This is a genomic window from Silanimonas sp. (genome assembly GCF_027530345.1).
Taxonomy (GTDB): Bacteria; Pseudomonadota; Gammaproteobacteria; order Xanthomonadales; family Xanthomonadaceae; genus Silanimonas.
On record NZ_JAPZQK010000018.1, the window covers coordinates 216504 to 230828 of the forward strand.

14 protein-coding genes, 1 tRNA gene and 1 pseudogene are annotated in these 14325 nt (G+C 67.1%); 1 reads left to right on the plus strand and 15 read right to left on the minus strand.

Annotated elements, in window-relative coordinates; all coding sequences use genetic code 11:
• Positions 1-9: 9 nt before the first annotated feature.
• From nuoL to tpiA, 15 genes are all read right to left on the minus strand, one after another.
• Complete coding sequence (gene nuoL, locus O9255_RS10125; RefSeq protein WP_297866728.1) at positions 10-2265, minus strand: NADH-quinone oxidoreductase subunit L; 2256 nt, start codon at positions 2263-2265, stop codon at positions 10-12.
• Position 2266: 1 nt separating this feature from the next.
• The gene (nuoK, locus tag O9255_RS10130) at positions 2267-2572 is read right to left on the minus strand and encodes an NADH-quinone oxidoreductase subunit NuoK (RefSeq protein ID WP_297866729.1); all 306 of its coding nucleotides are present in this window, start codon (positions 2570-2572) and stop codon (positions 2267-2269) included.
• Complete coding sequence (locus O9255_RS10135) at positions 2569-3222, minus strand: NADH-quinone oxidoreductase subunit J (protein WP_297866730.1); 654 nt, start codon at positions 3220-3222, stop codon at positions 2569-2571. Before O9255_RS10135 ends, nuoK begins: the two co-directional genes overlap by 4 nt.
• Before the next feature lie 9 nt (positions 3223-3231).
• Positions 3232-3720 carry an NADH-quinone oxidoreductase subunit NuoI gene (gene nuoI / locus O9255_RS10140; RefSeq protein ID WP_297866731.1) on the minus strand — a complete coding sequence of 163 codons (489 nt, stop codon included), beginning with the start codon at positions 3718-3720 and terminating at the stop codon, positions 3232-3234.
• A gap of 21 nt (positions 3721-3741) precedes the next feature.
• Positions 3742-4809 carry an NADH-quinone oxidoreductase subunit NuoH gene (gene nuoH, locus O9255_RS10145; protein ID WP_297866732.1) on the minus strand — a complete coding sequence of 356 codons (1068 nt, stop codon included), beginning with the start codon at positions 4807-4809 and terminating at the stop codon, positions 3742-3744.
• On the minus strand, positions 4809-7115 hold the full coding sequence (nuoG, locus tag O9255_RS10150; protein ID WP_297866733.1) for an NADH-quinone oxidoreductase subunit NuoG: 2307 nt from the start codon (positions 7113-7115) through the stop codon (positions 4809-4811). Before nuoG ends, nuoH begins: the two co-directional genes overlap by 1 nt.
• A complete protein-coding gene (nuoF, locus tag O9255_RS10155) occupies positions 7112-8476 on the minus strand; it encodes an NADH-quinone oxidoreductase subunit NuoF (RefSeq protein ID WP_297866734.1) in 1365 nt (454 codons plus the stop codon). The genes nuoG and nuoF overlap by 4 nt, the downstream gene beginning before the upstream one ends.
• Before the next feature lie 8 nt (positions 8477-8484).
• A complete protein-coding gene (gene nuoE / locus O9255_RS10160) occupies positions 8485-9012 on the minus strand; it encodes an NADH-quinone oxidoreductase subunit NuoE (RefSeq protein WP_297866735.1) in 528 nt (175 codons plus the stop codon).
• Complete coding sequence (locus tag O9255_RS10165; protein WP_297866736.1) at positions 9009-10265, minus strand: NADH-quinone oxidoreductase subunit D; 1257 nt, start codon at positions 10263-10265, stop codon at positions 9009-9011. The genes nuoE and O9255_RS10165 overlap by 4 nt, the downstream gene beginning before the upstream one ends.
• Positions 10266-10268: 3 nt before the next feature.
• The gene (locus O9255_RS10170) at positions 10269-10994 is read right to left on the minus strand and encodes an NADH-quinone oxidoreductase subunit C (RefSeq protein WP_297866737.1); all 726 of its coding nucleotides are present in this window, start codon (positions 10992-10994) and stop codon (positions 10269-10271) included.
• A gap of 42 nt (positions 10995-11036) precedes the next feature.
• Entirely contained in the window at positions 11037-11591 is a 555-nt protein-coding gene (locus O9255_RS10175) for an NADH-quinone oxidoreductase subunit B (protein WP_297866738.1), read from the minus strand.
• Positions 11582-11938 (minus strand): NADH-quinone oxidoreductase subunit A, encoded by a 357-nt coding sequence (locus O9255_RS10180; protein WP_297866739.1) that lies wholly within the window; start codon positions 11936-11938, stop codon positions 11582-11584. The genes O9255_RS10175 and O9255_RS10180 overlap by 10 nt, the downstream gene beginning before the upstream one ends.
• Before the next feature lie 78 nt (positions 11939-12016).
• Positions 12017-12101 (minus strand) — tRNA-Leu (locus tag O9255_RS10185).
• A gap of 52 nt (positions 12102-12153) precedes the next feature.
• Entirely contained in the window at positions 12154-12624 is a 471-nt protein-coding gene (gene secG / locus O9255_RS10190) for a preprotein translocase subunit SecG (protein ID WP_297866740.1), read from the minus strand.
• A gap of 11 nt (positions 12625-12635) precedes the next feature.
• A complete protein-coding gene (gene tpiA, locus O9255_RS10195; RefSeq protein WP_297866741.1) occupies positions 12636-13388 on the minus strand; it encodes a triose-phosphate isomerase in 753 nt (250 codons plus the stop codon).
• A 73-nt stretch (positions 13389-13461) separates the two neighbouring features.
• Between tpiA and O9255_RS10200 the strand changes: the two are divergent.
• Positions 13462-14272 (plus strand): annotated as a pseudogene (locus O9255_RS10200) (SDR family oxidoreductase).
• Positions 14273-14325: the final 53 nt, after the last annotated feature.

Sequence of the window (14325 nt, forward strand, 5' to 3'; positions counted from 1 at the left end):
TTGGTCGGTTCAGGCGGCGGTCCATCGACCGACCAGCCACATCAGGGCGATCAGGCCGACGATCATCGCGAAGGCGTAGTGGTAGAGGTAACCCGACTGCACGTGGCGGCTGACGGCGGCAACGCGGTCGACGATCCACGCCGAGCCGTTGACCATCGCACCATCGATCAGGCCGCGGTCACCGCGCTTCCAAGCGAACTGGCCGAGCTTGATGCCGCCATCGGCGAAGCCGTTGATCCAAAGATGATCCATCCAATACTTGGCCTCCAGCACCTTGACCAGCGGCGACAGGGCGTGGCGGATCTTGCCGCTGAGTCCCGGACGCAGCAGGTAAAGGAAGGTCGCGAGCGCGAAGCCGCCAAGCATCAGCCAGAACGGCAAGGCGACGAAGCCGTGCGAGCCGAAGCCGACGGCGCCGTGGCCGAAGTACTTGCAGCCGATGTAGCCGAGCACGTCCGGCGTGAGCGCGACGCCCGAACCGTGGTCGGCCTCGTCCGCGGCGTTGATGGCCTCGCAATCGGCCGGCGCCGAGACGGCGGGCTCGAAGGTGACGCTCGACGGCATGCCCGCGAGCGGGTCCGGCGTGCGCGGCACGTACTGGTAGATCGCGCCCTCGAAGAACGGCGTGACGTCCTTTTGGCCTGAGAGGTCCTTGCCGAACAGCATCGGCCCCACGGTGAAGAAGCCCGCCAGCACCGACGGAATCGCCAGCAGAACCAGCGGCACAGTGACGACCCACGGGGACTCGTGCGGCTCGACCGGACCGTGGTGGCCATGGTCGTCGTGCGCGTCGTGGTGGTCGTGGTGGTCGTGGTGCGCGCCATGGCCCTCATCGGCGTGGGCGTGGCGGAAGCGCTCTTCGCCGTGGAAGGTCAGGTAGAACAGGCGGAAGCTGTAGAAGCTGGTGACGAAGACGCCCGCCAGCACAGCGAAGATGGCGTACTGATTGACCCAGCTGCCGCCCTCGCCCGCCGCGCGGACCGCTTCGATGATGCTGTCCTTCGAGTAGAAGCCCGAGAAGAACGGGAAGCCGACCAGGGCCAGGGTTCCGATCAACGAGGTCCAGTAGGTGATCGGCATGTACTTGCGCAGGCCGCCCATCTTCCGCATGTCCTGCTCGTGGTGCATGCCGATGATCACGCTGCCGGCCGCGAGGAACAGCAGGGCCTTGAAGAAGGCGTGCGTCATCAGGTGGAACACCGCCGCGCCGTAGGCCGACACACCGAGCGCCACCGTCATGTAGCCGAGCTGCGACAGCGTCGAGTACGCGACCACGCGCTTGATGTCGTTCTGCACCATGCCGATCAGGCCGGTGAACAGCGCCGTCGTGGCGCCGATGAACAGGATGAACTGGAGCGCCGAAGGTGACAGCTCGAACACCGGCGACATGCGGCTCACCATGAAGATGCCGGCGGTCACCATCGTCGCCGCGTGGATCAGCGCCGAGATCGGGGTCGGGCCTTCCATCGAGTCCGGCAGCCAGACATGCAGCGGCACCTGCGCCGACTTGCCCATCGCGCCGATGAACAGGCAGATGCCGATGAAGGTCATGGCGTCGATGTTCCACGCCGGCACCTGCAGGCCGAGCAAGCTGAACTCGTTCCAGAAGGTCAGCACCTGGCCGGGGCCGCTGGTGACCTGAGCGAACACCGTCGCGTAGTCGAGCGAGCCGTAGTAGTACAGGACCGCCGCGATGCCGAGCAGGAAGCCGAAGTCACCCACGCGGTTGACGATGAACGCCTTCATGTTGGCGAAGACGGCGGTCGGGCGCTTGTACCAGAAGCCGATCAGCAGGTAGGACACGAGGCCCACCGCTTCCCAACCGAAGAACAGCTGCAGGAAGTTGTTGCTCATCACGAGCATCAACATCGAGAAGGTGAACAGCGAGATGTAGCTGAAGAAGCGCTGGTAGCCCTCGTCCTCCGCCATGTAGCCGATGGTGTAGATGTGCACCAGCAGCGACACGAAGGTGACGACCACCATCATCATGGCCGTCAGGCGGTCGACCATGAAGCCGATATGCGCCGAATAGCCGCCGATGTCGAAGAAGGTGTAGAGGTTCTGGTTGTAGGGGTCGGCACCGCCGAACCAGAGCTGCCACAGCACCTGGATGGAGAGCGCGCAGCTCAGCGCGACGCCGGCGATGGTGACGGTGTGCGCGCCGGCGCGGCCGACCTGACGGCCGAACAGGCCGGCCACGATCGAACCGAACAGCGGCGCGAGGGCGATCAGCAGCAGGACGTTCGTGGAAAGGGTGTGTTCCATGTCAGCCCTTCATCGCGTCGAGTTCAGCCACGTTGATCGTCCGCGTGTTGCGGAACAGCGTGACGAGGATGGCGAGGCCGATGGCGGCTTCGGCCGCGGCAACCGTCAGGATGAAGAACACGAACACCTGCCCGTGAACGTCGCCGAGGAAGCGCGAGAACGCCACGAAGTTGATGTTCACCGCCAGCAGCATCAACTCGATGCACATCAGCAGGACGATGACGTTCTTGCGATTGATGATGATGCCGGCGACCGACAGCGCGAACAGGATCGCGCCCAGGGTCAGGAAGTGGCCGAGGGTGATCATGCGTCGCCCTCCTCGCGGCGGACTTCCGCCGCCATCTTGATCACGCGCACGCGATCCTCCTTGCGGACCGCCGACTGCTTGGCCGGGTCCTGGTGGCGGGCGCCCGGACGACGACGCAACGTCAGCATCACGGCGGCCAGGATGGCCACGGTGAGCAGGACGGCGGCGACTTCGAACGGGAAGAGGTAACCCGAGAACAAAGCCCGTCCGATCCACTCCAGGTTGGAGCAGGGCTCGAACGCGGCGACGCCCGCCGACGCGCAGTTCACCGCGGCCGCGGGATCAGCGGAGGGGAACGCGATGTTGCGCTTGCCGGTCGTGACACCGAGAAGCACCAGCATCTGGATGAACATCAGGCCCGCGACGGTCGCCGCCACGGGCAGGTAGCGCGCGAAGCCCTCGCGGAGCGGCGCCGTGTTGATGTCGAGCATCATCACCACGAACAGGAACAGCACCATCACGGCGCCCACGTACACGAGCACCAGGGCAACGCCGAGGAACTCGGCCTGCAGCAGCAGGAACAGGCAGGCGGTTGAGAAGAACGTCAGCACGAGGCAGAGCACCGCGTGCACGGGGTTCTTGAACAGGATGACGCCGAGGGCCGAAGCCACCGCCATCGCCGCGAAGAGGTAGAACGCGATCAGTTCCATCGTCTGTCCTCAGCGGAAGGCCGAATCGGCGGCACGGCGCTCGGCGATTTCCGCCTCGAACCGGTCGCCGATCGCCAGCAGTTGGGGTTTCGTCACCACGTTTTCGCCGCGCTTCTCGAAGTGGTATTCGTGGATATGCGTCTCGACGATCGAATCGACCGGGCAGCTCTCCTCGCAGAAGCCGCAGAAGATGCACTTGAAGAGGTCGATGTCGTAGCGCGTCGTGCGGCGGGTGCCGTCGGCGCGGACGTCGGAGTCGATGGTGATGGCCAGCGCCGGGCAGACCGCCTCGCAGAGCTTGCAGGCGATGCAGCGCTCTTCGCCATTCGGGTAGCGGCGAAGCGCGTGCAGGCCGCGGAAGCGCGGCGACTGCGGGAACTTCTCGTACGGGTAGTTGATCGTGTACTTCGGCTTGAACATGTACACGAGGGTCAGCCATAGGCCCTGGAGGAGTTCCAGGAGCAGCAGGCTCTTCAGGTAGGCGATCGCGCGATTCATGGAGTGGCCTCTGCCCTGCCCTTACTGGCCGATCTCGAACCAGCCGGCGTAGGCCATGGCGGCCACGACGAAGGTCCAGACGATGGTGATGGGAATGAAGACCTTCCAGCCCAGACGCATGATCTGGTCATAGCGGTAGCGCGGGAACGTCGCGCGGAACCACACGAAGCTGAAGGCGAACAGGAAAGCCTTGATGAACAGCCACCACGGCCCGGCGACGCCGAGGACCGGCACCGATTCCGGGAACGGCGAAAGCCAGCCGCCGAGGAAGAACAGCGCCGCGAGGAAGCTGATCAGGATCATGTTCGCGTATTCGGCGAGGAAGAAGATCGCGAACGCGGACCCCGAATACTCCACGTGGAAACCGGCCACGATCTCCGACTCGCCTTCGGCGACGTCGAAGGGCGCGCGGTTGGTTTCGGCCACGCCCGAGATGAAATAGATGACGAACAGCGGAAGCAGCGGCAGCCAGAACCACTCGAACAGGCCGGCGTCGCCCTTCTGGGCGTGCACGATCTCGGTGAGGTTCATGGTACCGGCGGCGACCAGCACGCCGACGAGCGCAAAGCCCATCGCAATCTCGTAGCTGACGACCTGCGCCGCCGAGCGAAGCGCGCCGAGGAAGGCGTACTTCGAGTTCGAGGCCCAGCCGCCGATGATCACGCCGTAGACGCCCATCGACGTGAGCGCGAGCAGCACCAGCAGGCCGGCGTCGACGTCGGCGATGACGAGGCCCTCGCCGAAGGGCATCACCGACCAGGCCGCGAAGGAAGGCGCCAGCGCAATCAGCGGCGCGAGGCGATGCAGGAAGGCGTTCGCGCTCGAAGGCACGATGCTTTCCTTGAACAGCATCTTGAAGACGTCGGCGAAGGCCTGGATGACGCCCAAACCCGGCACCAGCTGGCCGATGAACACCGGCCCGTGGCGCACGTGCATCCAGCCGATGACCTTGCGCTCGAGCAACGTGTAGAACGCCACGGCGACGGTCAGCGAGATCATCAGCGGGACGATCTTGACGAGCATCCACGCCACCGAACCGGCGGCGCCGAACTCGAGCAGGAAGTCGCGAAGCGGAGCGAAGAGTTCCATCAGGCACCCGCCTTGGTGATCGTCAGCGCACCATGCGCGGCCAGCGGCGCGGTGGCCGGATAGCCCGACTCGACCCACGCCGTGCCCTTGGCGATGCGAGCGTTCAGGCGGACCGGCAGGGCGGCATGGCCGTTGGCGTCGGCGACCTTGGCGATGGCGCCTTCGGCGAGGCCGAGAGCCGCCGCGTCCTCGGGATGCAGTTCAACGCCCTGCCCCTTCGTGAGCGGATGATCGTTGAGGGACGTCGAACGACGGAGCTGGGCATCGATGCGGTAGACCGGCGCGGTCGCGAGCCGTTCGATACCGGAGGCGGACGCAAGCGACGACAACCCGGTTCCCGAGCCAATGGCCTGAGGGGCCATCGATTCGCGCAGCGCGCCGAGGTCCATGTGGCCGAAACCAGCAATGCCCATCGAATCACCGAGGGCGCGCAGCACGCGCCAGCCCGGACGGGCCTCACCGCGCGGCTTGCCGCCCGCGCTGGTGAAGTGCACGCGACCGTCGAGGTTGGTGTAGCTGCCTTCCGTCTCCGCACCGGCAGCGATCGGCAGGATCAGGTCGGCGACCTGCTTCAGCGATTCGCTGGCATACACGGAGAACGCGACGACCTTGGCGGCCGACAGGGCCTTGAGCGCGGCCGTCGCATCGGCGAAGTCGTAGGCCGGCTCGACGTTGTAGAGCACGTAGCCCGCCTTGGCCTTCGCGAGCTGTGCACCGGCGTCATGGCCACCGACCGGCAGCACGCCGTGCTGCGTGAGACCGAGGGCGTTGGCGCCCTGCGGGACGCGGTTCACCGCGACGCCCGTCGCTTGCGCGATGGCACGCGCCGCTGCACGCAGGTGCGAGGCGTTGGCGTGGGTCTCGGCGATCTCGCCGAGGACGATCGCACCGGCCTTGGCGTTCTTCAGGGCTTCGGCAATGCCGGCGAGCGCCGGATCGTCGATGGCCGCCGCGACACCGCCTGGCAGCGATGCACCGAGCTTGGCCGCGAGGGCCGCGAGCACGCCCGGCAGCTTCGACGGGGCCACGATCGCCTTGCCGGCGAGCGCGTGCGCGACGGGGAAGTCGACGGGGTTGATCGCGAAGACCTTGGCGCCCTTCTTGGTCGCCTTCAGCAAGCGCTGGTGCAGCAGGGGCACTTCGTGGCGGAGGTTCGTGCCGACCAGCAGCACCACGTCGGCCTTCTCGAGGTCGGCGGCGCTGCGGCCAAACGCTTCCGCCACCGGGGCGTCGGCGAAATCGACGAGGGTCAGGCGGTGATCGAGGTGCGTCGTGCCGAGACCCTTCGCGAGGCGCGCGAGCGACGCGCCTTCCTCGTTCGAGGTGGAGGCATGCACCAGCACGCCGGTGTCGGCGCCGCTGGCCTTGAGCATCGAGGCGGCGAGGCCGAGCGCCTCGTCCCAGCCGATCGCCTTCCAGCTGCCGTCGGCCTGCTTGGCGAGCGGCGACGTGGCGCGGTCGTCGCTGTACAGGCCCTCATGCGAATAGCGGTCGCGGTCCGAGAGCCAGCATTCGTTCACCGCTTCGTTCTCGCGCGGGACGATGCGCAGCACTTCGTTGCGGCGGACGTGCAGGAAGAGGTTCGAACCCAGCGCATCGTGCAGGCCGATCGACTCGCGAGCCACCAGCTCCCACGGCCGGGCCTTGAAGCGGTAGACCTTGTTGGTCAGCGCGCCGACCGGGCAGACGTCGATGACGTTGCCCGACAGCTCGCTCATCAGCGGCTTGCCGTCGTAGGTGCCGATCTGCAGGTTCTCGCCGCGGTACATGCCGCCGAGTTCGTAGGTGCCGGCGACGTCGGCGGTGAAGCGGACGCAACGCGTGCAGTGGATGCAGCGCGTCATCTCGGTGGCCACCAGCGGGCCCAGGTCCTCGTCGGCGACGACGCGCTTGCGCTCGGCATAGCGGCTGACCGATCGGCCGTAGCCCATCGAGACATCCTGCAGCTCGCACTCGCCGCCCTGGTCGCAGATCGGGCAATCCAGCGGGTGGTTGACCAGCAGGAACTCCATGACGTTGCGCTGCGCGTCGAGCGCGCGCTTCGTCTGGGTGGTGACCTTCATGCCTTCCATCACCGGCGTGGCGCAGGCCGGAGCGGGCTTCGGCATCTTTTCGACGTCGACGAGGCACATGCGGCAGTTGGCAGCGATCGGCAGCTTCTTGTGGTAGCAGAAGCGCGGGATCGCGATGCCGGCGTTGTCGGCCGCCTGGATGATCATCGAGCCCTTCGGCGCCTGCATCGGCACGCCGTCGATCTCGATGTTCACCACGTCGATGGCGGGGGCGGTGGGGGTGGCGGCGCTCATGCGGCCTTCTCCGTGACGACGCCGGCGGCCTGGTCGTCGACCAGGAAACGCTTGTTGACGATGGCGTACTCGAACTCGCTCCAGAACTGGCGCAGGAAGCCCTGCACCGGCCACGCGGCGGCCTCGCCGAAAGCGCAGATGGTGTGGCCTTCGATCTGGCCGGCGGCGGCCTTCAGCATCTGCAGGTCGTCCAGCGTCGCCTTGTGTTCGACGATGCGCGTGAGCATGCGGTACATCCAGCCCGTGCCCTCGCGGCAGGGCGTGCACTGCCCGCAGCTCTCCTTGAAGTAGAAGCGCGCGATGCGATGGCAGGCTCGCACCATGCAGGTGGTGTCGTCCATCACCACGACCGCTCCCGAGCCCAGACCGGAGCCGGCTTTCTGGATGCTGTCGTAGTCCATGGTGAGGCCGAGCATGACGTCGCCGGGCAGCACCGGCATCGACGAACCGCCCGGGATCACGGCCTTGAGCTTGCGGCCACCACGCACACCGCCGGCCATTTCCAGCAGGTCCTTGAAGGGCGTGCCGAGGCGGATCTCGAAATTGCCCGGCTTGGCCACGTGGCCGGAGACCGAGAAGATCTTCGGGCCGCCGTTGTTCGGCTTGCCGAGGTTGAGGAACCACTCCGCGCCGTTGCGGATGATCGCCGGCACCGAGGCGTAGGTCTCGGTGTTGTTGATCGTGGTCGGACGGCCGTAGAGGCCGAAGTTGGCCGGGAACGGCGGCTTGTAGCGCGGCTGGCCCTTCTTGCCTTCGAGCGACTCCATCAGCGCGGTTTCTTCGCCGCAGATGTAGGCGCCGGCGCCCAGCGCCGAGTACATGTCCACGTCGACGCCGCTGCCCTGGATGTTCTTGCCCAGCCAGCCGTTCGCGTAGGCCTCCTTGAGCGCTTCCTCGAAGTGCTCGAAGGGCTCGTGGTGGAACTCGCCGCGCATGTAGTTGTAGGCGGCCGTCGAACCGGTGGCGTAGCAGGCGATGGCCATGCCTTCGATCACCGCGTGCGGGTTGTAGCGCAGGATGTCGCGATCCTTGCAGGTGCCCGGCTCGGATTCATCCGAGTTGCAGAGGATGTACTTCTGCCCCGGCGCGTTGCGCGGCATGAAGCTCCACTTGAGGCCGGTCGGGAAGCCGGCGCCGCCGCGGCCGCGCAGCGAGCTCTGCTTCACCTGGTCGATGATCTGCTCGGGCGGGATCTTCTCGGCGAGGATCTTGCGCCAGGCGGCGTAGCCACCCACCTTCAGGTAGTTCTCGTACGACCACGGCTTGTCGAAATGCAGCGTGGTGTAGACGACCTGGTGCTCCTGCGGCGCGGGGCCGACGGGGCCGGTGGCGTGCGAAGCGTGCGAACCGTGGTGTGCCATCTGTGGCCTCACTTCAACTCGTCGAGGATGGCGTCGACCGAGGCCGGCGTCAGCTTCTCGTGGTAATGGCCGTTGACGACCATCATCGGGGCGCCGGCGCAGGCGGCGAGGCATTCCTCTTCCACCTTCAGCCAGACGCGACCGTCGGCGGTCGACTCGCCGTTCTTGATGCCGAGCTTCTTCTCGCAATGGCGGACGATGTCCTCGCCCCCGTTGAGCCAGCAGCTGATGTTGGTGCAGACGGCGACGACGTTGCGGCCGACCGGCTCGAGCGCGAACATCGAGTAGAAGCTCGCGACTTCGTAGGCCCAGACCGGCGGGATGCCGATGTACTTGGCGACGGCGGCGATGAGCTCGTCGGTCAGGTAGCCTTGGTTCTGCTCCTGCGCGGCAATGAGCGCCTGGATCACCGCGCTGCGGCGGCGGTCGGCGGGGAAGCGCGCCAGCCACTCCTCGATGCGGGCGCGGGTGGCGTCCGACAGCGCGACCATCGGGTCGACGTGCTGGCAGGCCTCGAAATTGCCCGTGGCTTTCATCGGTCGATCTCTCCGAACACGACGTCGTAGGTGCCGATCATGGCGACGACGTCCGACAGCATGTGGCCCTTGACGATGGCGTCCATCGAGCTCAGGTGGGCGAAGCCCGGGGCGCGCAGCTTGAGGCGGAACGGCTTGTTGGCGCCGTCCGAGACGAGGTAGGCGCCGAACTCGCCCTTCGGGGCCTCGACGGCGGCGTACACCTCGCCCGCGGGCAGCGAATAGCCCTCGGTGAACAGCTTGAAGTGGTGGATGAGGGCTTCCATGTCGCCCTTCATCAGCTCGCGCTTCGGCGGCGCGACCTTGTAGTTGTCGACCATCACCGGACCGGGGTTGGCGCGCAGCCACGCGACCGCCTGCTTGATGATCCGAGCCGACTGGCGCATTTCCTCGACTCGCACCAGGTAGCGGTCGTAGCAGTCGCCGTTGACGCCCACCGGGATGTCGAAATCGACGTCCGCATAGCAGGCGTAGGGCTGCTTCTTGCGCAGGTCCCAGGCAATGCCCGAGCCGCGAAGCATCGGGCCGGTCATGCCCCAAGCCAGCGCCTGCTCCGGAGTCACGATGCCGATGTTGACGGTGCGCTGCTTCCAGATGCGGTTGTCGGTGAGCAGGGTCTCGTATTCGTCGACGCGCTTCGGGAAGTCGTCGGCGAAGGCATCGAGGAAATCGAGCATCGAGCCTTCGCGCCACTCGTTGATGCGCTTGAGCTCCTTGCCCTTGCGCCAAGGCGACTCGGCGTACTTCGGCATCGCGTCCGGCAGGTCGCGGTACACGCCGCCCGGACGGTAGTAGGCCGCGTGCATGCGCGCGCCCGACACCGCCTCGTAGCAGTCCATCAGTTCCTCGCGCTCGCGGAAGGCGTAGAGGAACATCGCCATCGCGCCGAGGTCGAGGCCGTTGGTACCGACCCACATCAAGTGGTTCAGGATGCGGGTGATCTCGTCGAACAGCGTACGGATCATCTTGGCGCGCGGCGTCGGCTCGATGCCGGCCAAACGCTCGATAGCCATGACGTACGCGTGCTCGTTGCACATCATCGAGACGTAGTCGAGGCGATCCATGTAGCCGATCGACTGGTTGTACGGCTTCGATTCGGCGAGCTTCTCGGTGCCGCGATGCAGCAGGCCGATGTGCGGATCGGCGCGGCGGACGGTCTCGCCGTCCATCTCTAGCACGAGGCGGAGCACGCCGTGGGCCGCCGGATGCTGCGGCCCGAAGTTCATCGTGTAGTTGCGGATTTCCTGGGTCATGGCTCAGGCCTTCTTCGCCGCGGCTTCCGACGCCGCCTGGTGCCAACGCGAGTCCTCGCGCACCACCTTCGGCACGCCCACGCGGGGCTCGACCGACGTGACGGGCTCGTAGACCACGCGCTGCTTCTCGGCGTCGTAGCGGACTTCGACGTTGCCGATCAGCGGGAAATCCTTGCGGAACGGGTGGCCCACGAAACCGTAGTCGGTGAGGATGCGGCGCAAGTCCGGGTGGCCTTCGTAGACGATGCCGTAGAGATCGAAAGCTTCGCGCTCGAACCAGTCCAGGCCCGGCCAGACATCAACCAGCGACGGAATGACGGGGAGCGCGTTGTCGGCGGCAAAGGTGCGCAGGCGCAGGCGCTCGTTGTTGCGGATCGACAGCAGGTGCACGACCGAGGCGAAGCGCTTCGCGGGGCCGACGCCCTGCGGACGATTCTCCCAGCGGAAGCGTCCCGGGCCATCGCCCTCGACGCCGCGCGAGAAGCCCTCGCTGCTGACGTCGGTGGTTTCCCACTCGCCTTCGCCGTAGCCGAGGAAGTCGATGCCCGAGACGTCGACGGCCTGCTCGAAGTGGAATTCCGGCTCGTCGCGCAGCGCGCGGGCGACGTCGACGAAGCAGGAGGGAGCGACTTCGAGCGTGGTTTCGCCATGCGCTTCGACAATGGCGAGGGCGCGCTCACCGAAGCGGGCGCGGAGACGTTCGGCGAGACGCGGCTTGGCTTCGGCCATGGTCGAATTCTGCGTGCGTTGCGTTCTGCAGCGGCGCGCGCGTCAGCGCGCGATCGTGTTGGTGCGGCGGATCTTCTTCATCAACTGCAGGATGCCGTAGACCAGCGCCTCGGCCGTCGGCGGGCAGCCCGGCACGTAGACGTCGACCGGCACCACGCGGTCGCAGCCGCGCACCACGGAGTAGCTGTAGTGGTAGTAGCCGCCGCCGTTCGCGCAGCTACCCATCGAGATGACCCACTTCGGCTCGGGCATCTGGTCGTAGACCTTGCGCAGCGCCGGGGCCATCTTGTTGACCAGCGTGCCAGCGACAATCATCACGTCGGACTGGCGCGGCGACGGGCGGAACACCACGCCGTAGCGGTCGAGGTCGAGTCGCGAGGCACCCGCGTGCATCATTTCGACCGCGCAGCAGGCAAGACCGAAGGTCATCGGCCACAGCGAGCCGGTGCGCGCCCAATTGACAAGCGAGTCGACCGAGGTGGTGACGAAGCCGCGCTCGAACAGCGGATTGTCGGACTCGGGACGCAGCAGGTCATCGACCCGGCCCAAGGGCTCCGGGTTGTGCATCACGCGCGAGACGGTCTGGATCACTCCCATTCGAGCGCCCCCTTCTTCCATTCGTAGATGAAAGCGAACACCAGGATGCCGAGGAAGCCGGCCATGGCCCACAGCGCGGGCTCGCCGATGTCGCGGTAAACGAGCGCCCACGGAAACACGAAGGCGATTTCGAGATCGAAGACGATGAAGAGGATCGCGACGAGGTAATAGCGCACGTCGAAAGGCATGCGCGCGTCCTCGAAGGCCTCGAAGCCGCACTCGTAGGGCGAGAGCTTTTCAGCGTCGGGACGCTTGGGGCCGAGCAGCCAGCCGGCGACGAGAAGCACCAAGCCTAGGCCGGTGGAGACGATCAGGAACAGCAGGATCGGCAGGTACTCGCCCAGCATGCAGGCCCTCGGCTAGCGCCCCGGTGGCGCATTGCGACCGCGCCCCGGGCTGGGACGCGATACAAGACTTCGATTGTTTGGTGCCCAAAGGGGGACTCGAACCCCCACGACCTAAGTCGCTACCACCTCAAGGTAGTGCGTCTACCAATTCCGCCATCTGGGCTTTTAATGCATGCTCCGTACGACTCGCGGAGCGACGAGATTATATCAGGCCATCAGCCGCCTGACTCGCCTTCCGGCGGATTTTCTGCCGTCGGCGTCGCGGTTTCCGCGGCCGGTGCCGCAACATCAGCCGCGGCGGGTACCGCCGCCTCCGGCGCCGGAGCAACCGGGACCTCGACCGCCGGGGCATCCGCCGAGACCGGGGCCGGCGCTGCCGCGTCGGCGGCCGGAGCCGCTTCCGCCATCAGGCCAACGTCATCGGTATCCGACGGCATCAGGCGACCGCCGTGCTTGCTGGCGTACCACGCCATGCCGAGGCTCATTGCGAAGAACACCACGGCCAGCCACTTCGTCGTGCTCGAAAGGAAGTTGGCCGAACCCGAGGCGCCGAACACGGTCGCCGAGGCACCGGCACCGAAGCCGCTACCCGCTTGGGCGCCGGCACCGCGCTGCATGAGGATCAGCACGACCATCGCGACGGCGACGAGGACGTAGATGACGGTGGCGAGAACGATCAGGTTCATGTCTTTTCAGTTCACCGCGCCGCGGCTGCGACGATGGCGAGGAAGTCGTTGGCGACCAGCGATGCTCCGCCGATCAGTCCCCCATCGACGTCGGGCTGCGAGAACAGCTCGGCGGCGTTGGCGGCCTTCACGCTGCCGCCGTAAAGGATCGGGAGCGAGTCGGCGATTGTAGCATCGTGCGCTCGAAGTTCGCTACGCAGGAACGCATGCGCCTCCTGCGCCTGCTCCGGCGTGGCGGTGCGGCCCGTACCGATCGCCCAGACCGGCTCGTACGCCAGCACGGCGCCGCGGAAGGCCTCGATGCCACCTCGCTTCAGCACGGCAGCCACCTGCCCCGAAAGCGCCCACTCGGTCTGGCCGGCCTCGCGCTGGTGCAGGCTCTCGCCGACGCACAGCACGGGCACCAGGCCCGCCCGGCGCGCCGCGAGCATTTTTTCGGCGACGAGGTCGCTCGATTCTTCGTGGAACTGGCGGCGCTCGGAATGGCCGACCAGCACGTGGGTGGCACCGACGTCCCTCAGCATGGCGCCCGAGGTCTCCCCGGTGAACGCGCCCGCTTCGTGGGCATCGAGGTCTTGCGCGCCGAAACCGATGCCCTGGCCCGCGAAGCCCGCGATGGACTCGGCGAGATAGGCGATCGGCGGCATCACGAGGCATTGCACGCCTTCCGGGCGCGGCGCGTCGACGATGGCCTGCAGCAGTGCCTTTGCCGAGGCGCGCGTGCCGTTGAGCTTCCAGTTGCCGGCGACGATGCGGGGACGCATGCGGGCTTGCTCCAAGGTTCCGAGGCGCGGAAGGATAGCAGGCCGCCCACCCGGGCCTCGATGGATTCCTGACATGCCCACTCCGCTTCGCACCGACCGCTTCGCCCTCGTCACCGGCGCCTCCAGCGGCATCGGCGCGGAGATCGCCCGCGAGTACGCGCGGCGCGGCAAACCGCTGGTGCTGGTCGCGCGCCGCGCAGACCGGCTCGAGGCCCTCGCCGCCCGAACTGCGGCCGCAGGTGCGGGTGGAGGTGATCGCCGCCGACCTCGCCGATCCGGCCGCGCCGGCCCGGCTCGTGGCGGACTGCGAGGCGCGGGGGCTGCGCGTCGACACGCTGGTGAACAACGCCGGCTTCGGCGTGCCGGGACGCTACCTGGCCAAGGACTGGGCCACCCACCAGGCCTCGCTGCAGGTGCTGCTGGTGGCGGTCTGCGAACTCTCGCACCGCTTCCTGCCGGCGATGGAGGCCGAGGGGCGCGGGCGCATCCTCAATGTCGCCTCGCTGGCCGGCCTCGTGCCGCCGACGGGCGGGCACACGCTGTACGGCCCGACCAAGGCCTTCGTCATCCGTTTCAGCGAGACGCTGGCCAAGGAAGTCGGGCCGAAAGGGGTGAACGTGACCGCGCTGTGCCCCGGAATGACCTACACCGAGTTCCACGACGTCAACGGCATGCGGGCCACGGTATCGAAGCTGCCGAAGGGCATCTGGCTCGACGCCGCGACCGTGGCGAAGCTCGGCGTGGACGCCGTCGAGTCGGGACGGACGCGGCTCATCACCGGGCGCGCCAACCGCCTTATCGCCGCGCTCTCGAAGTACCTCCCCGACCGGCTCGCTGGTGCGCTGATCGCCGCGAAGGCCAAGGACTTCCGCGACGAGGGCTGAGCCCCGCCGCAAACGACGAAGCCCCGCAGGGCGGGGCTTCGTGGGCAGGACGG